17 protein-coding genes and 2 tRNA genes are annotated in these 20,177 nt (G+C 43.6%); 4 read left to right on the top strand and 15 right to left on the bottom strand.

Translation table 11 applies throughout. The annotated features are described in order from the left end of the window. Positions 1–119: 119 nt before the first annotated feature. From ACED28_RS07855 to ACED28_RS07840, 4 genes are all read right to left on the bottom strand, one after another. The gene (locus tag ACED28_RS07855; protein WP_371709601.1) at positions 120–1,505 is read right to left on the bottom strand and encodes a histidine kinase sensor domain-containing protein; all 1,386 of its coding nucleotides are present in this window, start codon (positions 1,503–1,505) and stop codon (positions 120–122) included. Further along, the gene (locus tag ACED28_RS07850; protein WP_012600578.1) at positions 1,502–2,167 is read right to left on the bottom strand and encodes a response regulator transcription factor; all 666 of its coding nucleotides are present in this window, start codon (positions 2,165–2,167) and stop codon (positions 1,502–1,504) included. The genes ACED28_RS07855 and ACED28_RS07850 overlap by 4 nt, the downstream gene beginning before the upstream one ends. An 80-nt stretch (positions 2,168–2,247) precedes the next feature. After that, complete coding sequence (locus ACED28_RS07845) at positions 2,248–2,721, bottom strand: NYN domain-containing protein (RefSeq protein WP_009845414.1); 474 nt, start codon at positions 2,719–2,721, stop codon at positions 2,248–2,250. Between the two features lie 151 nt (positions 2,722–2,872). Further along, positions 2,873–3,034: a hypothetical protein gene (locus tag ACED28_RS07840; RefSeq protein ID WP_371709632.1), complete on the bottom strand. Its 162-nt coding sequence runs from the start codon at positions 3,032–3,034 to the stop codon at positions 2,873–2,875. On the opposite strand from ACED28_RS07840, the gene ACED28_RS07835 reads away from it, so the two are divergent. Then, complete coding sequence (locus ACED28_RS07835; RefSeq protein WP_371709630.1) at positions 2,970–3,488, top strand: DUF4174 domain-containing protein; 519 nt, start codon at positions 2,970–2,972, stop codon at positions 3,486–3,488. The two genes, ACED28_RS07840 and ACED28_RS07835, sit on opposite strands and share 65 nt — an antisense overlap. 134 nt (positions 3,489–3,622) lie before the next feature. On the opposite strand, the gene cobA is transcribed toward ACED28_RS07835, so the two are convergent. The 4 genes from cobA to nirB form a co-directional block, all read right to left on the bottom strand. Next, positions 3,623–4,399 carry a uroporphyrinogen-III C-methyltransferase gene (gene cobA, locus ACED28_RS07830; protein ID WP_371709600.1) on the bottom strand — a complete coding sequence of 259 codons (777 nt, stop codon included), beginning with the start codon at positions 4,397–4,399 and terminating at the stop codon, positions 3,623–3,625. 316 nt (positions 4,400–4,715) lie between these two features. After that, complete coding sequence (locus tag ACED28_RS07825) at positions 4,716–5,531, bottom strand: formate/nitrite transporter family protein (protein WP_012600575.1); 816 nt, start codon at positions 5,529–5,531, stop codon at positions 4,716–4,718. Positions 5,532–5,689: 158 nt separating this feature from the next. After that, positions 5,690–6,013 carry a nitrite reductase small subunit NirD gene (gene nirD, locus ACED28_RS07820; RefSeq protein WP_009845418.1) on the bottom strand — a complete coding sequence of 108 codons (324 nt, stop codon included), beginning with the start codon at positions 6,011–6,013 and terminating at the stop codon, positions 5,690–5,692. Between the two features lie 15 nt (positions 6,014–6,028). Then, the gene (gene nirB, locus ACED28_RS07815) at positions 6,029–8,587 is read right to left on the bottom strand and encodes a nitrite reductase large subunit NirB (protein WP_371709599.1); all 2,559 of its coding nucleotides are present in this window, start codon (positions 8,585–8,587) and stop codon (positions 6,029–6,031) included. A 566-nt stretch (positions 8,588–9,153) separates the two neighbouring features. Between nirB and ACED28_RS07810 the strand changes: the two genes are divergently transcribed. Next, a complete protein-coding gene (locus tag ACED28_RS07810) occupies positions 9,154–9,609 on the top strand; it encodes a plastocyanin/azurin family copper-binding protein (protein WP_371709598.1) in 456 nt (151 codons plus the stop codon). Between the two features lie 173 nt (positions 9,610–9,782). Here ACED28_RS07810 and ACED28_RS07805 read toward each other — a convergent pair whose 3' ends face one another. The 5 genes from ACED28_RS07805 to ACED28_RS07785 are packed head-to-tail and all read right to left on the bottom strand — an operon-like array spanning position 9,783 to position 15,769. Continuing rightward, entirely contained in the window at positions 9,783–10,226 is a 444-nt protein-coding gene (locus tag ACED28_RS07805; RefSeq protein ID WP_004731117.1) for a CopD family protein, read from the bottom strand. Between the two features lie 9 nt (positions 10,227–10,235). Then, positions 10,236–12,962: a molybdopterin-dependent oxidoreductase gene (locus ACED28_RS07800; RefSeq protein ID WP_371709597.1), complete on the bottom strand. Its 2,727-nt coding sequence runs from the start codon at positions 12,960–12,962 to the stop codon at positions 10,236–10,238. Continuing rightward, positions 12,962–13,546 (bottom strand): arsenate reductase (azurin) small subunit, encoded by a 585-nt coding sequence (locus ACED28_RS07795; protein ID WP_371709596.1) that lies wholly within the window; start codon positions 13,544–13,546, stop codon positions 12,962–12,964. The genes ACED28_RS07800 and ACED28_RS07795 overlap by 1 nt, the downstream gene beginning before the upstream one ends. After that, positions 13,543–14,709: a cytochrome-c peroxidase gene (locus tag ACED28_RS07790; RefSeq protein WP_371709595.1), complete on the bottom strand. Its 1,167-nt coding sequence runs from the start codon at positions 14,707–14,709 to the stop codon at positions 13,543–13,545. Before ACED28_RS07790 ends, ACED28_RS07795 begins: the two co-directional genes overlap by 4 nt. Continuing rightward, positions 14,696–15,769, bottom strand: a complete 1,074-nt coding sequence (locus tag ACED28_RS07785) for a cytochrome-c peroxidase (protein ID WP_371709594.1) — start codon at positions 15,767–15,769, stop codon at positions 14,696–14,698. Before ACED28_RS07785 ends, ACED28_RS07790 begins: the two co-directional genes overlap by 14 nt. 134 nt (positions 15,770–15,903) lie before the next feature. On the opposite strand from ACED28_RS07785, the gene ACED28_RS07780 reads away from it, so the two are divergent. Both ACED28_RS07780 and ACED28_RS07775 read left to right on the top strand, forming a co-directional pair. Next, positions 15,904–17,970, top strand: a complete 2,067-nt coding sequence (locus tag ACED28_RS07780; protein ID WP_371709593.1) for a hypothetical protein — start codon at positions 15,904–15,906, stop codon at positions 17,968–17,970. Between the two features lie 206 nt (positions 17,971–18,176). Continuing rightward, positions 18,177–19,364, top strand: a complete 1,188-nt coding sequence (locus tag ACED28_RS07775) for a hypothetical protein (protein ID WP_371709592.1) — start codon at positions 18,177–18,179, stop codon at positions 19,362–19,364. Between the two features lie 79 nt (positions 19,365–19,443). Here ACED28_RS07775 and ACED28_RS07770 read toward each other — a convergent pair. Together ACED28_RS07770 and ACED28_RS07765 are read right to left on the bottom strand one after the other, a co-directional pair. Next, a tRNA-Cys gene (locus tag ACED28_RS07770) sits at positions 19,444–19,517 on the bottom strand. Between the two features lie 64 nt (positions 19,518–19,581). Next, positions 19,582–19,668, bottom strand: a tRNA-Leu gene (locus tag ACED28_RS07765). Between the last annotated feature and the right edge of the window lie 509 nt (positions 19,669–20,177).

The raw sequence follows: 20,177 nt of genomic DNA, 5'->3' as shown, positions 1-20,177 counted from the left end.
CCTTAGCCTGATAATGAAAAGCGTGTATACAAAAACGCCACTGCAGATACAGTGGCGTTTTTTATTGGGTGCCCTTTGAGCCGAAACTATTTTCTCATTACAGGGGCTGAGCCTAAAGCTTAATCTACGATAGGAAACATAAGGTTCACTCTAAGTCCCCCACCTTCTCTGTTCTCAGCGGTAACATGCCCATTCATCACTCCCATGGCTTCCTTAACGATCGCGAGTCCAAGACCGTAACCACCAGACTGTTTATCTCTGGCTGACTCAATGCGGGTAAACGGGTCAAAGATATCTGCAATCTTGTTATCTGGAATACCTTCACCATCATCCTCCACAGAAATGACACTGTAACGCTTATCATTGACCTGCCCGTAGGTCTTGACGACAATATCCGCATTGCCCCCTGCGTATTTGATCGCATTTCCTACAAGGTTACTGATCACCCTCAAAAGTAGCCTCTCATCAACATTAACCATTGATGTCGCTGTTTCCAAATCACCAGTCAAAGTTTGATTAGGTTTCAAGTCATTTTGCATCTGCGCAATTAGCATTGAGCAATAATGCTCAAGATGCATTGGAGTTAACTTAGAATCATAGCGAGAGGTTTCTAGGCGACTGAACTCAAGAATTTCACCCACCAGCTTATTCATCTCTTCCGTTTCGCTTTCCATCCGTTCGAGTAAACCCATACTTTTTTCATCGACCTTACTACGTAGCAAATGTAATGCGAGATTCTGCCTTGCTAACGGTGTCCTCAACTCATGTGATACATCACGAATCAAACGACGCTGCTTTTCAGCCAGAGACTTAATCTCAAAGGTCATATGGTCAAAATCCTTGGCAAGCTCATTGAATTCACGTGTAGTTGAATCCAACTCAGACACAACACTCACTGAAAAGTCTCCTTGTGCGAGCCTTCGACTGGCCTCCCTTAAACGATCGAGTGGCTGCTGCAAACTTTTCGCCATAATAATCGAAAACAGCGACAACACGATCAAAGCAATCACAGCTTTCAGCGCATAGGAATACGGAGCAAAGGATTTTGCTGGATGAAACTGGCCTGGCAGTTGGATCACGAGTGTATTGCCGTTATCAAGTGGCAAGCCGAAGATAGGCTTACTCACACGATCACTGAGTTGATGGTCTAATGTACGCAGGTACTTCAACTTAAATTCAAAATGCGGATGCATGTGTCGGTGGGTAATCGGTCGGTTGTTTTCATCGATAATGAATAAATAATAACGTTGGGCATTGCCCCAGTCGGCAAGCTCATCCATGTCCCCTTCTTCGATCAGTACATTAGCTTGATAAGCCAAATCCAACATTTCAGCTTTGACAGGTTCAGGTACCTTCAACAAGGCTTTCATCAGCGCTCGTTCTGCGACACCTTGAAGGATGAGGATACTGACTAAAATCACGGTCAGGCAACTGAACAGCTGAAACGTTAAGCCATCCTTACGCTTGATAACGAAATCAGGGCACCGTAGAAACCAGTTACTCATACTCCTACCGACTCTAGGTAGCTGTAGCCTTGACCGCGCACAGTTTTAATATGTTGCTTTGATAAGCCAGCCTGCACCAATTTTCGACGTATGTTGCTGATATGCATATCTAAGTTACGGTCGAATGGACACAGTTCTTTCTTCAATACATGTACTTGCAAGTCAGATTTTGATACAACGATGCCATTATTTTTGATCAGATAATCGAGCAACTCTTTTTCAGTGCCGGTTAAAGGTAAACGGGTAAGTTGCTCGCACAAACCTTGATTAGATGAAGCCATTGATTGTCTTTGACGCTCAAACCCAACTCGGCGTAAGATCACCTTAATCCGGGTCAAAAGCTCAGGAACATTGAAAGGCTTAGCGATGTATTGATCTGCCCCGGCTTGATAGCCATCTAGCATGGAGGCATCATCATTAAGCGCAGTTAGCATAAGGATAGGAGTAGCAAAACGCTGACAAATACGTCTTGCGACTTGAATACCACTTAAATTGGGGAGCATCACATCGAGTAAGACTAAATCAACAGGATTTGATTGAATAAACTCTAGAGCTGATTCACCGCAATGAACGGTATCAACGTGATACCCTTCATTTTCCAACACTTCACCCAGTAACTCACACAACTGAATATCATCATCAACAACTAAAACACGAGACATTTCACACACCGATAAATAAGAACTGTTTGCATTCTAATTATCGTTATTATTGATTTCAATTATAAAGTGCGTGATTTCCTCTATAGAAGAAAATCTTTTTCAATCGGTACAAATTTTGAGGCAGAATCGATAAGATTTTGAGCTGTTAACCCAGGAACGCCATATACTTCAACAGGCTTTCCAAAACGCTCTTTGATTCGCTCTACCAAGATTTCAAAATCACCGTCTCCTGATACCAAAACAATCGTATCAACCGTCTCCGCAAGCTCTATCGCGTCTAACGCGATACCGACATCCCAATCCCCTTTGGCGCTACCATCACGACGCTGAATAAACGGTTTTAGCTTCACATTAAAACCAACACCACGAAGGATATGGTGGAATTGGCGCTGTTTAGGATCTTGGCTTGAGATTGCGTAAGCATTGGCTTCGACAACGTTACGTCCTTCCGTGGCAACATACCAAAACTGGTTATAGTCGAAGTTAGAACGGTATTTATCGCGTGTTGTATAGTAAACGTTCTGAACGTCGACCAAAATTGCTATGTTTTCCATAAATTCATACCTTTAGATTTTCCGTATACCCTATTCTATTCACTTCTAAAATGCGAGTCGCTTTCTTTAATAAAAATGAACTCATTAGCTATGCTTAACGTAGTTGTTATTGGCTTAACGTAGTTGTTATTAACTTAGAGCTTGTTTGGGTTTATCGAGGAAGGTGGAACATGAAGTACCGACAAATAATCAGATCATGCCTCGGCAGCGACACCATTGACTCAGTATTGACACGTTGCTGCGCGGCAATAACTAAGGCTGCGATAACTAAGGCTGCGATAACTAAGGCATCGGTAACAAACGTAATTTCCAAAACACTGAACGCTTTAATAACAAGCACGGTTATGTTTATGATTCTGTCAGTCAACTCGTTACACGCCTACCCAGCCTACTCTCATTCCAAAGCTCTGCCACACCGCAGTGTTATTTATTTCGCTCCAACAGATGATTCGATCGTAAAAGAGTTTCTCAATGAAGTCTTGATTAACAATTGTCAATTGGACGAGCGAGATGTAGTTATCATGGTCATCGCCGAAAGCGGCTACACCGTTCCTGCATGGTTAGTTGAAGAGTTTAATTTGGATGCAGTGACTAACAGTTATGGAATACCCAAAGGTTCACACACTGCCGTGTTGATTGGCAAAGACGGGAAAGAGAAACACAGGTGGAGTGGTAAAACCGATTGGAGTTTAATCACCAATATTATTGACGAAATGCCCATGCGCCAACAAGAAATGCAGCGACAGAGTAGCCGCTGCAGTATTTGATTCTTGGTCAGCTAAGCCTTTGGTTAACCATCAAGCAAACAACCATCAACCATCAACCATCAACCATCAACCATCAACCATCAACCAAGCTAACAAGCTAACAAGCTAACAAGCTAAGCTTGATCATCAATCACTTAAGCTTGCTTGTTAAACCAAGCCAGTTTTTCATGGAGCTGAGCAACACTTCCAACCACAATCAGTGCTGGGCTCTTTGCAACGCCAGCAAGATCAGCTAGGTCACGTAGCCCACCTCTAAACACTTTCTGCTCTTGGCGAGTGCCATTTTCGATAATCGCAACTGGCATGTCTTCTCGCATACCGTTATCGAGTAAATTCTTCTGAATATTAGGACTCTCTTTCAAGCCCATGTAAAACACGATCGTGTGATTGTGTTGAGCAAGAGAACGCCAGTCAATATCTTCGCCATCTTTCTTCAAATGACCCGTAATAAACTGTACGCTTTGCGCGTGGTCACGGTGAGTCAATGGAATTCCCGCATATGCGGTCGCTCCTGCGGCTGCAGTAATGCCAGGAATCACTTCAAATCTCACGTCATTCTCAGCTAACGTTTCGCACTCTTCGCCACCACGGCCAAAGATAAACGAATCACCACCTTTTAGACGCACAACGTGCTTGTCTTCTTGTGCTTTGGTCACCAATAGTTGGTTGATCTGATCTTGTGGCACGCAGTGATGATCGAGCTTCTTACCCACATACAACATTTCAGCTTCTGGATTAGCCATCGCTAAGATATCTTTTGATACCAAGCGGTCATAAACCAAAACGTCTGCTTGTTGAATCACTCGTGCGGCTTTTAGTGTAAGTAAGTCTGGGTCGCCCGGACCTGCACCTACCAATGAAACAAATCCATTGCTTACTTCTTTAACATTCGATGACGATACTTCTGACATTCTGCGCTCCGAAGGTTTGCTTGTTTTATCTCAAGCTTCAATCTATGTGATAAGTCACTGTATTCATGATGACTTATCAAAATCCTTAACTCTTAGACTATCAGGTGTTGAAATAAATATTCAGTCTAAATACTAACGAAGATAGAAATAATTATAACAAAACAATCTATTGCGGATGTTTTGCTCAATAGCAAACAACGCATCCATGATAACTAAGATGTTGTCTGCCCGAGAATACACTGACAGCTTTCAAACTAAAAAAGCCCCAAACACGTTGTTGGGGCTTTCAATCTCATACTAACTTACGTTTACCGTATTACTTCGCGCCTAGAGAAGGAGCTGTTTTAGCATGAGTCAGGTATAGAGGAACACACGTTAACAGTAGGCCACCAACGATGTTACCTAAAATTGTTGGGATAAGGTTGAAGTTCAACCATGTCGCGATACCGAAGTCAGCGCCAAGAATCATACCCAGTGGGAATAGGAACATGTTTACAACTGTGTGCTCAAATACAAGTGCGAAGAAGATGAAGATCGGGAACCACATCATTGCTACACGACCAGCAACTGTACGTGCAGTCATGTTACCAATCACACCTAGACAAACCATTAGGTTACAGAAGATGCCGCGCACGAAACATGTGATCCAGCCGTCCATGCCCATGTTTTCAAACCCTAGGCTACGACCTGTAGAAACAGCAATGAACTTTTGAGCAACTGCGTTTGGTTCTAAAGAGAAGTTACCTGTAAGTGAAATTGCCACTAACACTGCAACAATTAAAGAACCGATAAGGTTACCAAGACCAACAAGACCCCAACAACGTAAAATACGACCCCAAGTAATACCTGGACGGTTATCAAATTTCGCTAAAGGAGCAAGGCCAAATACACCTGTTACTAGGTCATAGCCCATTACACTTAGAATGACGAAGCCCACAGGGAACACAAGAGCGCCAACAATACCAATGCCTGTTTGCACGATAGTCGTGATTGCCACTACAACAGCAAGAGAAAGAATGATGCCTGCCATTGTGCTTCGAATCAGTAGATCACGAGTACTTGTTTTCGTTTTCGCTTCACCTACATCGATCATTGTTTGAACGAATTCTGCTGGTTTAAAATCAGTAGACATAAGATTGTCCTTAAAAAGTTAAAATTAAAAGTTGAAATCGGATAGGAAAAGGTTCTAATTGCCGAATTAAGGCAATGTCGACAACTAGAACCCTTGATCTATCAAATCTTGCTAAGTAACTGTATCGAAGTTTCGAACTAACTATGGTTTCAAACTAACTATGCTGAAACTTCTACAGCACCTTTAGTAACGCGAGCTTTATATGCTTTTACACTGAAGCTCTCGTCTTCCATGCACACACCTGTTGCTAGGTTAAAGCGTTGCTTCTTAAGTGGGCTCGCCACCCAAAGCTCACCTTTGTGCTCAACCGTTAAACCACGAGATAAAACGTTTGATTGGAAAAACGGGTCAGTATTACTAATAGCGAAAACTTCTTCGGCTTTAGTTGGGCGGAAAATAGCAACTTGCTCACCACCAACCAATGCACAAACACCGGTACCTGGAATAATATCTTCGATCTTACAAACTTTGGTAAATGCCATGATGTCGTCTCCCAATTAAACCAGTTCAACGTGAAGGATGTCGCCCTTCGCTTCTGGGTGTTTTTCTGTGAATGTCGCTGGGCGGTGTTGTTCACGGCCATCGTCAACAAACACAACGTTTTCATCACGGTCATCAGCATTGATGAAGTGTGAGAAGCGCTTAAGTTGAGCTTCGTCGTTGATAGTGTCAGTCCACTCACAAGCGAAGTTACCCACTAGGCCAGCCACGTCAGCTTCAAGCTGGTCATTGATGCCAAGTTTGTTATCAACAATCACTTCACGTAGGTAGTCAACGCCACCTTCTAGGTTGTCCATCCATACCGAAGTACGTTGTAGTGGCGCAGCCGTGCGGATGTAGAACATCATGAAACGGTCGATGTATTTCAACAGTGTTTCTTGGTCTAGGTCGCTTGCCAGTAGGTCTGCGTGACGAGGCTTCATACCACCGTTACCACACACGTACATGTTCCAACCCGCGTCAGTCGCGATAATACCTAAATCTTTACCTTGAGCTTCAGCACACTCACGAGTACAGCCAGACACACCAAACTTCATCTTATGAGGAGTACGGATGCCTTTGTAACGGTTCTCGATCATCACACCTAGGCCAACTGAATCTTGAACGCCGTAACGACACCAAGTTGAACCGACACATGTCTTAGCCATACGTAGCGCCTTCGCGTACGCTTGACCTGTTTCGTAGCCCGCAGCAACTAACTTCTTCCAGATTGCTGGTAAGTCATCTTTTTGAGCACCGAATAGACCGATACGCTGTGCACCTGTGATCTTGGTGTACAGGTTGTATTCAGCCGCTACATCAGCAAGAACGCTTAGTGCTTGAGGCGTTACTTCACCACCTGCCATACGAGGGATAACAGAGTAAGTACCGTCTTTTTGGATGTTACCTAGGAAGTTGTCGTTGGTATCATGCAGCTTCACTAGCTCAGGCTTAAGGATGTGCTCACCCCAGCAAGACGCAAGAATAGAACCCGCTAGAGGCTTACATACTTCACAGCCGTAGCCTTTGCCGTATTTCTCTAGTAACTCGTCGAATGTTTTGATTTCTTCGATACGAATCAGGTGAAAAAGCTCTTGGCGAGAGTAAGCAAAGTGCTCACATACGTCGTTCTTCACTTCAACACCGGCTTTAGCAAGTTCAGCGTTCAGTACTGAAGTCACAAGTGGAATACAACCACCACAGCCAGTACCCGCACCAGTTACTGCTTTGATATCACCAATTGTGTGGTGACCTTCAGCAACGGCTTGAGCGATCTTGCCTTTAGTTACATCGAAACAAGAACAGATAACAGCAGACTCAGGAAGAGAATCCGCGCCAAGCGTTGGCTTTTCAGCACCCGCGTGAGCAGGAAGAATCAATGCATCTGGATGCTCTGGCAGGTCGATTTCATTCAGCATTAACTGAAGAAGATCACCATAGTCAGACGTATCACCGACCATTACCGCGCCAAGCAGCTTCTTGTTGTCTTCAGAAACGATTAGTCGCTTGTAAATTTCTTGTTCTTCGTTTTGGTAAACGTAGCTCTTACAACCTGGAGTGCGGCCGTTAGCATCACCGATAGAACCTACTTTCACGCCAAGAAGCTTAAGCTTCGCAGACATGTCTGCACCTTCAAATGTGCTTTCGTTACCGACAACGTGGTCAACCGCCACTGTCGCCATTTTGTAACCAGGAGCCACTAGACCGTAGAACGTTTGGTTCCAAGATGCACACTCACCGATAGCGTAGATATCTTTGTCTGTTGTTTGACAGTGATCGTTAATCTCGATACCACCGCGAGGCGCAATACCTAGGCCCATTTGACGAGCAAGTTTGTCTTGTGGGCGAATACCAGCAGAGAATACGATGAAATCAGTTTCTAGCTCTGTACCGTCTGCAAAACGCATTACGTTACGAGCTTCAGTGCCTTCAGGAGCAATTTCAAGCGTGTTCTTACTTGTATGAACGTTTACGCCCATACGTTCGATTTTTTGACGAAGTTGATTACCACCAGCAAGATCAAGCTGCTCTGCCATAAGCTTGGGAGCAAACTCTACAACGTGAGTCGTCACACCTAATGCCTTTAGTGCACCAGCCGCTTCAAGACCAAGTAGACCACCACCAACAACAACACCAGACTTTGAGTTCTTTGCCGTCGCTTCGATAGCTTTTAAGTCTTCGATAGTACGGTAAACAAAACAGTCTTTACCTTCGTGGCCTTTAATTGGCGGTACAAACGGGAAAGAACCAGTCGCAAGAACAAGTTTGTCGTATTGAATTTCACGACCAGTGCTTGAGTAAACTGTTTTCTTTTCACGGTTAACGTTGATAGCACGTTCACCGATCAGCATGTTGATGCCGTGTTTCTCGTAGAAGCCTTCTTTTACCAAAGAAAGTTCATCTGCAGTATGGTGTGAAAAGTAAGAAGAAAGGTGCACACGGTCATACGCAACACGTGGTTCTTCGCAGAACACCGTGATGTCCATGTTTGCAACATCTGTCTTCTCGACTAAATCTTCGATATAGCGATGACCGACCATCCCGTTACCGATTACGACTAGCTTCATCTTGCTCATAAGAATTCCTGAAGGTTATATATTTCTTAACTGAGCGAATAATGAATTATGAAAGAAAATGAAAATATGATGTAAATCAATTACGAAAACAAACTACCCTAAAGGGGTAGAACAAAAGAGGTAGATATGCTTAATTAACAAGCAAAGCAAACGAATGACCATAGTTTATATAGGGTTTAGCGGGGTTTTATATACACTTCAGTGCATTAAGCGGAATGTTGTAAAGTTTCATAATAGGTTACCAATAACGCAAGTAAATGACAATCATTTTCATTTAGCTTCTTATAAATATATATAGAAGCCTATAAATACATGTAGAACACCGTTTGCGTGAAAAACTATGTGTAATTGTGAAAACCACTCCTACCTATTCGGAATGTAAACAAAGCTGTTCGCCCTTTAATGTCGAGATGAACTCAGTTTATAACTTGGGTCATCGGTTTGTTTGCTTGATCTAACACAAGAACCCTTTTGATTCACATGTGTGATGTAAAAATCAACTTCCAACCAAACCCTGAATAAATTAGCATTATTGAAAATAATTCTTATTTAACAGAGTGAATACGATGCGCCTAATTTTACTAATCCTATCTATTATTGCAGCCCCTGCGTGTGCTGAAACAAAGGTCATCAAACAAGTGATGGACATGAATTCTGAAAACATCGACAAGATGTATCAATTCATTCCTGATTACGTAGAAATCGAACCTGGTGACAAGGTGCTTTTTAAAGGAACCGTTGGCTCTCATACTGCTCATAGCATTCAAGGGATGCTTCCTGACGGAGCTAAACCTCTTATGATATCTGGGTCAAATGCTCAGGAAGTCACTTTTGATAAGCCCGGAGTTTATGGCATAAAATGTAAAGTACATCACCGACACGGAATGGTGGCACTTGTGGTTGTTGGTGATCCAAGTGTTAACTTAGAAGAAGCTCGCACCGCGGCAAAAAAACGTGTGAGTCGCAGAGCTCAGAAAAAGATGCAAGGCTTGCTCGATCAAGCAGAGCAAAAGGTTCAATAACCTTTGTCCCTTCCTTGAAGCATCAGCTCTCTGTTGATGTGTGATAGGAATGCCAGCCTGAAGACAGGCTAAGGGGTCAGTAACAAGAAGAAACACCGCCGAATTGGCGCTGTTTCTTCTAACTTATCTAACTTAGACATTGTCAAATATTCCGCACTAAACGTAAAAGCAGATCAAACTAGCCAACCCGTTCTAAATGAAACTCCGACAACCACAAACAAAATTGAAATAATGGTCACTGGCACAATATGCAGCGCCATATCAACCAAGTTGTCCTTCGATAGTTTTGGAATCACACGAAAGCGTGCGTCTAGGGCTAGCAATACCGTCAGAGACAGCAACGTCAATTTAGCGGCAATGCCATGAGCCAGTGGAATCGACATATCAAACCATAAGCTAACGTCCGGCAACATGTGATAAGCGAGCATCAACCCAGTCACCACTTGAACTACCAAAGCAGGCATTCCCACCTTTTCGTACCCTTGCTCAAATTCCAATAACATTTCTGGAGAACGGTGTTTCAAGACTTTAGGAAGGATAACGACGCTGAGAATAATGTGCCCTCCCGTCCAAATGGTGGCAGCCAATACATGCAAAACCAATAATACGCCAAACATAAACTTCCCTTACACAATGTTACGTGGTGCAAAGGAGAACCCTTCAAACTCACGCTTATATTTTGATTCACCAATTTTCTTTATTTTGGCGACGCCCATTTTGTAGTTGTAGTTACCACTGATTTGGTCAACTACCCTTGTTGTTAAAGCATTCGCTGGGTTCTTCATGTCCATCATATTGCAATACAACACACCTTTTTTCGTGGCTGAGGTGACAATCGCAACGGCTTTAATCTCCGCGTAATCCAGTTGAATGTGACCATTTTTCATTAGGTTACTAAACTGAAAATCATCTGACTCGATACCCAGAATCGTATCTTTAAAATTGGCCACCCGCTCCGAGTACACAAGCACTTCATCTCCGGCTTCTATGCCCCGTTTGTCCGCATCTTCTGGGTGAACTTCAATCCAGTTTTCAGGCCAGCGATGAGTGATGTAAGGCCTGCGCTCGGTATCATCAAACCCTGACTGCCAAATTTCGTTGATACGACCATTCGAGAACCACAACTCGTCCTTTTGGGGAGTAAGCCAAGCATGGAAATCACTAAACAGATCCCAAGGATGTTTTTGAAGATTGACCTTCCCCGTCTGACTATTAAATTGAGTGAGCTGTTTACGCATAATATTGGCGCCTTGAGGCCCATCCTGTAGCCCTTTGTCGACCAAATCATCCCAACTCATTTCAGTGTCATGCAAGCGCTTAGTGCCAATCAGCTTTTTGGTATCATAGTTATAAAAAACAGGCCCTTGAATCCCTTCAGTACCAAATTCAGCGAGCTTTTGATGAAGAGTTTTCCCTTCAGCATGTGCTGCAACTTTAATCATATTAAAATCTTTACGGCTACCACGGCTAAATCGTGATGACTCTTCAGCAACGTCATTTGAGTTTTGCCAATCAAACCCATCGTACCCCATTCGCGAAGCCATTTGAGCAACAATCCACCAGTCTGGCTTAGCCTGACCCGGCGCATCAGCGAACTTTTGGTAAAGGCGTAGACGACGCTCACCATTAGCGCGCATGAAATCCTCTTCCCCCCAAGTCGCGGCCGGAAAGATGATATCAGCGAATTGTTTACCAATAGGATCACGTAAATAAATATCTTGATTGATGACGACCATTCCACCGGAATCTGCACGCTTTTTGAGTGTATCTATAATGTGCTGTTTATCACGTCGCATCGCTTGGTGAGGATTACGTGCTGTTAAGTCGGTGAATTTCTCTTTCAACCCATAACTACCACACATAGCTTGAATCCATGTTGTACCAATGACATGGGCCATACGGGTATGCCCGGAATAGAGATATCTATCGGTGTCTATTGAGCGTCTGCGTCTGCCTGCCACTTTTTCAGGTGACTTATTCCTTGGTAGTTTCCCACCCGCTAGCCCACCGCGTTGATGCCCACCAAATCGACCAATCACACGCCCTTCTCGGCCACCAGTACCGATGATCGTTGCAAGGGAGGCAATGGCGTTGGTATTTCCGGTATTATTCGACCAATAAAAGCCCTTCTCTATACCAATTGAGGCTTTAACTCTTTGACCATTCACTGGCATTGCCAACATCTCAGCAGCTTTATGAATCTTCTCCACATCGATACCCGCTATCGATGCGGCATACTCAGGTACGTACTCTTTCTGCTCCAAATTCCATTGCTTATAATCATCAAAGCCATCGGTTTGGAACTTGCCCCAAGTGGTTCTCCATTGCCATGGCGTATTACGCGTACCTTGGCCAAAGCCAGAGCTCGATTCCCACTTATTATTGACCCAGTTTTCAATCCACTCATTGTCTTGCCAGCCTTGCTCTAAGATCACTCGAGCAATTGCACCAATCACAAGATTATCGCTACCGGGATTAATATCGAGGTGCAATCCACCTTGAGCTTTAAGCCACGCTATTCCAGCCGTTTCACGAGGATTCAAAATCACCGTTTTCATTCCGCGATGTACCGCTGGCATAATGAATTGGGTAAAGATGATGGTTTTTGTCTCATATGGGTCCGTCCCGCAGATCATTAAGGTGTCTGCCGCGCCCCAATCATCATAACTCGGAGCGAAATTATCAAAACCCGCATCTCGAAACCCTGGGGTTGCGGTAACATCTGACGGCGTATCATGAAACGAAAAATTCGCGGTATTCACATGACGTAAAGCGTACTTTGTTATCGCATAGGTGTTTTCAATATACTGATAGGAATAGGTTTTTACGCAGTAACTGTTCGAACTGTGCGTATCAATCACATGACGGCCAACTTGGGCCGCTATATCCAACGCAAAATCCCATTCTACCGGTTGTAACTGACCGTTAATTCGAACAAGTGGTTGCTTCAATCGATCTTTGGTTGGTGTTTCTGGGTTATAAAGCTTTCTTGCGAGCAGTCCACCACGAACCGAAGAGTCACCGCCTTTATTGACGACCTGTATGTCTTTGTCTGCCACTACAACCACATGGTGTGGTTTGCCATTATGCGAAACAATATTATGTTGCTGTGGCGAAACCCAAGCTTGCAGAGCATGAACCGGGAAATCGACACCAAATGCATTTTCACTTGCAGCAGGCCCACCGGAAGGGCTACTCACAGGCCAACGGTAAACCTTATAACCGCACGCCACGATACAATAATCACAGGCTGTTGTGATAACTTCAGCATGAACAGGAGGCAGTAAAGTATTTGTCGGTTGAAGGTACTGACGGTTTAAAGGAGATTGATTGCTTGAAGAAGATTCACTCATTAAACTACCTCCACATCGATCAGGTTTTCCATGCGACCAAAGATCAACCCCATAACGCCAACTGCATAGATGTCGTCACCTTCGAGCGCGAGCAGTACTTGAGGTAAGCTCTCAAAGGCTTGACCAGAAACCATAATGCCATGACGTCGTAAATCAAATGTAGACAGGTGGAATGGACATTGCCCGACAATGCGATGCTCCCCTGTTGCTTTGTAAGCACCAGTTAAAGGCCCGCCTTGATGAGTACACGTCATCGAGTACGCCACAATATCTCGCTGTAACCCTATCCCACCGCCACATTCGATGTCGGATTTAACCAGCATCGCAATCGAGTTTTTTCCTTCATCTGGATATTGAAAGTGAACCGGAATGTGGTTACTGAGTTGACTTAACTTTGCGATTTTCTTACGCGGGTAACCAACAATACGACCTTCAACCTGAGTTTCAGAATCCGTGCCTGCAAATAAGGTAAGAGGAACCATAGATACGGCAGTGGCCGCGCCGGAATAAAGTAAAAAATTACGTCGTGACATCATGCATTTGTTGTGTCGTTTACTCGAATTTTGCTCTGAGTTGGCGATCATTTTTCTGCTCCAGCAAGTTCTTCTTTAGTAAATAACGGTTGGTATTCTGGAATTGTCGGCTCTTCAATAAAAATCTGTTCACCTGAAAATGCTTCGATAAAGCTCAGTAAGTTCTTTTTATCTTGCTCCGTTAAACCGAGAGGTTGAATCAAAGCAGATTTGGTCTGAGGATACCCTGTAGTACGCCCGTCATCCGCTACACCACCTTGATCGTAAAAATCAATTACCGCTTCTAAAGTTGGAATAGTGCCATTGTGCATGTATGGCGCTGTGTATTTTGTATAACGTAGGCTTGGCGTGCGAAACTTACCTAACATCTCCTTACGTTTTGCACGAAAGTAAGCACCGGGATCGGCCTTTGTAGTGCGGTACATCTCTTCGGTGACACCTTTAGAATAAAGCTCAAATCGAAACGTTATCTGTGCCAGTCCATCATCATTCCACCAAGGGCTTGGCGGCACGCCAATGTTGTAGAATTTCTGGTCAGATGCCAAAGCCCCGTTGTGACAAGCAATGCAATTCGCTTTGCCCTCAAACAGTGCTTTTCCCTTCAATTGGGACTCAGACAACGCGGTTTTGTCACCGAGTAAATAGTTGTCTATTGGTGTATCACGTTGAATCATAGTGCGTTGAAACGCAGCGATGGCGCGCCAAGCATTATTTATCTTCGGTGTATCATCACCAAACACTCGCTTAAAACGTTCAACATACTCAGGTACTAAGGCTAAACGCGCTTCCATGATGTCATCTTCACCATTACCCGCGACCGCGCCCTTCGCAGCATCTTTGGCTTGCGCTTCCAATGACATAGCGCTGCCCGCCCAGAAAAATTTGTCATAATAAGCCGCATTAATAATCGTTTGGCTATTACGCCAATGTACCGTACCCGGATATCCCATGGATAAATCATCAGGAAAACCCCAGCCCTGAGATTGAATATGGCAACCAGCACATGGGCTAGTCGTATCGCCACTTAGCCGACCGTCATAAAATAAGATCTTTCCCAACTCAATTTTTTCTGGTGTTTGTTTATTATCCGCAGGCACAGGCACCTCCCCTAGAGGCTCAAGCTGTACCTTTGCATTAACAACATTGGGAAGCCCCGTCATCCCAATAAGAATAAAGAGTGCTGCCTTTAATACAGAGCGTTTAGTTACGAGCATTTGACCAATCCTCCGTGTATTCGTAGCCGAAGTCATAGTCTAACCATTCGTATTCTTCGCCTATAAGGGCGTCTCCAGATAACGATTCCAAAAAAGCCACCAGCGCCTTTTTTTCATAGTCCGTTAGGGAAAGCGTGGTGAGTCGAGAGTCTTTGTTTGAGTCTTCGCCACCACCTTGATTATAAAATTCAACCACATCTTCAAGCGTGGCAAGCATGCCATTGTGCATATACGGCGCAGTTTGACTGAGCTCTCGCAGCGTTGGCGTTATGAACTTACCGCGATCGCTACCATCCGCTTTATGAGTTTGAACATGCGCACCAACATCGCGCTTTAACGTTAAGTAATCTTGCACACCCATAAACATGTTGTAGGCAAGAAAAGATTGATGTCGCATGGGGTCTAAAAATATCTCATGATTTTCTGGCACTCCGGTATTGTGTGCCTTTCCGTCCGAAAACAGCGCGCCACTATGGCATTGGCTGCACCCCGCTTTGCCTGTGAACAGTTTTTCTCCCTGGCTCGCTAAGTCGCTAAGCTCACCCTTGTCAAAAGGGACGTTTTTCGAAGTCAATGTTTTTAGGTATTCAGGCAGAGCTTTGCGTACTCCGCCATTTGAAGGTTCCCCTAGATTAGCCGCTTTAAACATCTCGACGTATATTGGGTCTTGTTTGAGGCGTTCCTGCATCAAACGCATGTCCATATTCATCAGCCAGTCTTCAGTGATATTCTCCCGCACCACATCGTTTAGGTTGGTGCCAATACGACCATCGTGAAACCACACTTCTTTATAGACTGTATTAATAAGTGTTGGAGCATTACGAAATCCATCACTCCCCGTATAGGCAGGGCTCAACGGTTCAGGGTAAGAAAAACCATTAGACGGAATGTGGCAACTGGAGCACGATATCGAGTCGTCCCCGGACAAGCGCGTATCAAAAAACAGTCGTTTACCGAGTTCTGCCTTCGCCGTATTTATACTCATAGGGGGCAGAGCGGCGTATAGAGTTGCAGAGAAAAGGGCACACACTCCTACCAAGCTTTTTAGTGCGATGCTCATCGACATTCCTTCGGGGTTACTATCATCTACCCCTATTATTAACACATGAAACATTAAAGATATGATTAGGATCATACAATTAGAAATGATAAGAGTTATTATTCAAACTTGTTAATTCAGTGGTGCTTGAATAAATGTCTCTAGATAAATTACTTCACAAAGTTAAACACATCTACTTGACTGGAAACCTATCCGAACAGGTATTGGCAGCACAAATATTAAGCCGTTTTCAAAACACTAAATATCTGATTATAGAAAGGTTAGAGTCCCAGAATCCTGACCTTGTTCTCACTAGTCTTGAATGCCTCGCTTTAGATAATGCAGCGCCTATTGAGCCCATCCTCAACTGCTATCAATACTGGGACGACAGCGAAATTAAATTGGCATCGTTAATGGCTATTGAGAACAACCAACACTCTCTACTCGCTGTTCCTGTATTATTAGAAGCAGTATGCGACGAAAATGACTACTGGGATGGGGGTTGGAATGACGGAGATGACATCAGCTTGATAGCTGCGCGGATTTTAGACAATCACAAACACCAACTAGATCACGAACAGTCTCTGCGTTTACTACACCGACTTCAGAATGACCCCGAGCCAGATCTAAAAGGCAAACTCATTGCTTTACTTTCGCGCCACTCCCCGACTCTGCTAAATGAAAACAACGTACTCAAAAGCACCGCTGATACTCGGATTTTTTTGAGAAACACTCAAGACAAAGTCGTATTATACAAAGCCACACAACACCCTGATATTAGCTGCCAAAAAGTGGCATTTCAGCGTCTATCTGAAATGGATTGTCGTGAATATCTGCAGGTGTTTTTAAACGGCCTGTCTCATTCAGATCCATCAATAAGAAAAAGTTCCGTACATCAATTAGCGAAATGGAATTACCTAGTAGATATAAAGCACCTTAATTTTGAGTTACTGCTATCTGGTATACCGCTCTACTCACTCACAGGGCTACTGAGTAACGAAGATAAACTGCATGTCATTGACCAACTTCAAAATAAACCCAATGTTGCTTATTCAACCACAACGCTCCTTCTGCTGATTTGCAGTTTGGAGAGTCAGCACAAACAGCTTCAACTTGCCCGTTTTATACCCCATTTCTACCAAGTGTTTTCAAAGTTGGAAGAGTCAGTACAACTCGACAGCCTAAACAGCCTATTAACTGAAACTTCCGAACAACTTAGCGTCGCCTTTATTCGTCAACAACTTCAGCAGGAAGCTTGCAGTAACTCTATCAAGCGACTGTTAATTGAACACCTTTCGAAAAACCCAAAAACTAGCCACCAAAGCTATTTAAAAGAACTCACTTTAGGGACATCAGGTATCATAGTTGCGGCTTCTTCAGTAAAAAGTAGAACAGCAACGAACATTGCCCCTATAAATGAAATGATTAGCGCGGAAATCATTGACGCTAATGCTCAACCAGCACTTATTACATCAACACTTGATGCATTAAAACAAGCTCACTCACCTGCTATCCCTAACGCTGACTCTACCGTCGCATCTACTTCTACTTCTACTTCTACTTCTACTTCTACTTCTACTTCTACTTCTACTTCAGTAAAGAAGCGTTCTAACAGATCTGCAAAGATAGAGGCTCTAGAAAATCAAGCGATCGCTCTAGAGTTTTGCTCAAACAAAACATGGCTGTGCAGCCTTTGCTCTGACGACAAAATAAGTCATCTAACCAAAGCGGCATTTCACGCCTTGATTCATGCCTTATGTAGACACAATATAAGCTTTTCCGATGTACAATCATCACACTTTAATCAGCTCACGTTAGAACTCTTGCTAGATGAGCAATCCGAAAATATCGGCGACATCCTCGACTGGCTTGGCGATGATTGGATACAACAGAACCGTTTGTCACTGATGTCATCACCCTGCCTATCTTTAAGAGTCGGCTTAATAAAACACATCAATGACGAGCAACAATTTTTAGAATTGATCAAACATTCGTATATCGGCATTCAGCACGCAGCGCTCAATCAACTTGCGCTTAATGGTGTTTGTCCCCAGAAGAAACTGATCGGGTTGCTTTTGGAAGAGCCGTTACTTTATCCACAGTTGGCAAACTTTGAAGCACATACGGTTTATGAAATACTTGAAAGTGAATTCGATCGCCGATCCTCAACGACTCTTCAAGCCACTCTCACGTATCTTGAAACGACAAGTAATCACCCCTAACAAAGAACTCAAATCTGGTAGCAAAATCATGTCCATTGATTTGAGGCTTTCATTTTTACTTCACTCGCAGCCGGTAAAGTTAGTAGCAACGAATTAAGCCTCGCTTTGTAAGGTATTGTATGGGTTTGTCTAACAGCAACTTCTGTCACTAAACAACGCACTTCAGTTCCGTATATTGATACTTCGTATGAATAATAAGGTGTGTCATGAAAACTCTATCTTTAGCTACCTTAGCGACAGCTATCTTTCTCATTGGATGCGGTTCAAATCAAAGTAAATCGCTATTCAATCAGGCAAACGCAGCACCGTCAGTTGTGCATGGGGTCACGATTGAAGCCGTTCCCTCTCAATTCGCTGAATACTCTCAAGCAGGCTACAACCGATATGTCGCGGTCAATGCCCCGAATGGCAAATCTATCCATATTTTGATTATGGATCGCCTGAGCGATTATCAAATAGTCAAAGCCGTCAATGTTCTCAACCACTATCTAACCCCTGTTGATGGCACTAAGTATGGGAGCACTGACTCAAAACGCGAGATTGCAAACGCGATGGCCGACAATGGCGCAATACTAAAGCTAATGAATTATTACGATGAGCCACGATACAACGATGACTTGCCCGGGCAGCCCTTGTTCGAAGAAGAGATTCAGGTTGAAGGCGGTAAATGGTATGTCCAACAAGATTATGAAGAGCATCGTGACGCCTCTTATGAGGAAATACTGCATTTAGTCCATGACTATGGCATCGGGGTTTTTAACGCGCCTGAAGATGCAGTAACCGCATTACCTGAATTTCAAAAAGAATTTAATGCGATACAGAGACAAGCATTACACAATGCTTACACACCACCCCGTGATATTTTAGAAGAGTGGCAAGAAGAAGTCAGCGTTGATCAAGAGTACTTTGCCGCTGTAATTGATAGCTACTACGGGCTTTGGGGAGCATACAACGGCAAAGGTATGTGGGGGTTATACCAAGTTAAAACCCGCGACGATTTCTCAAAAGAAGACTCCGATGCACAAGCGATAGTAGAACAGATTTTCTCTCCAACATTAACTTACGATGCATACCTTGCCGATACATTCACCGGAACATTTAAAATGAGGTATGACCCAGTGACGTCCTATACTCATCACTCTCAATACCTTACTAAACTAACGCTATCAGGTAACAATGATGCGAATATTGAGATCAACCAGCATGACAACCGCGTAACCGGAAACGCGGGGGTAAATACAGTGATCGCCCATGGCCCTAAAAGTGAATACCAAATTCATGATCTGGGGAATGGTAAATTTCAGCTTAATGATACCGTTGTTTCGCGTGACGGCTTGAACGTGCTATCCAGTATCGAAAAAGTACAGTTCACTGATCAGCTTTGGACCTTTTAACTAGCAACACTCAAAAGCCAAATCACTTTCCTAAAGACGTAAAAAAGCCCGACCATTTCTGATCGGGCTTTCTAAATGATGGAGGCGCCTCCCGGAGTCGAACCGAGGTCCACGGATTTGCAATCCGCTGCATAGCCACTCTGCCAAGGCGCCTTCAATAGTGTTTTAAGAGAACAACTCTGTTGATTACTACCCAACAAGGTAACAATCGAATAGATGGTGCCCCGGGCCGGACTTGAACCGGCACAACGCGAACGTCGAGGGATTTTAAATCCCTTGTGTCTACCAATTCCACCACCAGGGCACGCAATTCTTTATTGCGATGCCGATTACTGAAAAGTAAAACACCATCTTAATGTCGAAATGAATCAACACTACAAAATTCTTTATCTCTAGAACTGTGTTGTCCTGAGAACGAGGCGTACTTTAACTGATTAAGATAATGAGTCAATAAAAAAATTTATTTATTGGATTCAATTGGTTAAAAACCGTTCCAACGTTTGTTTTTCGACCTAAAATCGAGAGAGAATTATACACAACAATTGAGCACAGGATAAACTGGCAATGAGCAGCGCACAAAGAATGCAGCACAGGATGTTTATTCGATTAATATGAAAATGAAGCGGACAGAATATTCTATCCAATGTCCGCTTCGAAACTTTGTACATAAATTAAGACACAGGCCACTCTTCTGGAATTAACTTTTCTGTCCCAACCTTATGCCATCGATATTTAACCGCATTTTTATATCTTTTATCGGCTTTGTTGCGTAATTAAATTTAAAGATAGAACAACCCCGTTTCGCGTATTTCT

The organism is Vibrio sp. 1F253, assembly GCF_041439295.1.
Classification (GTDB): Bacteria; Pseudomonadota; Gammaproteobacteria; order Enterobacterales; family Vibrionaceae; genus Vibrio; species Vibrio tasmaniensis_A.
This window is presented reverse-complemented; position numbering and strand designations above follow the sequence as displayed.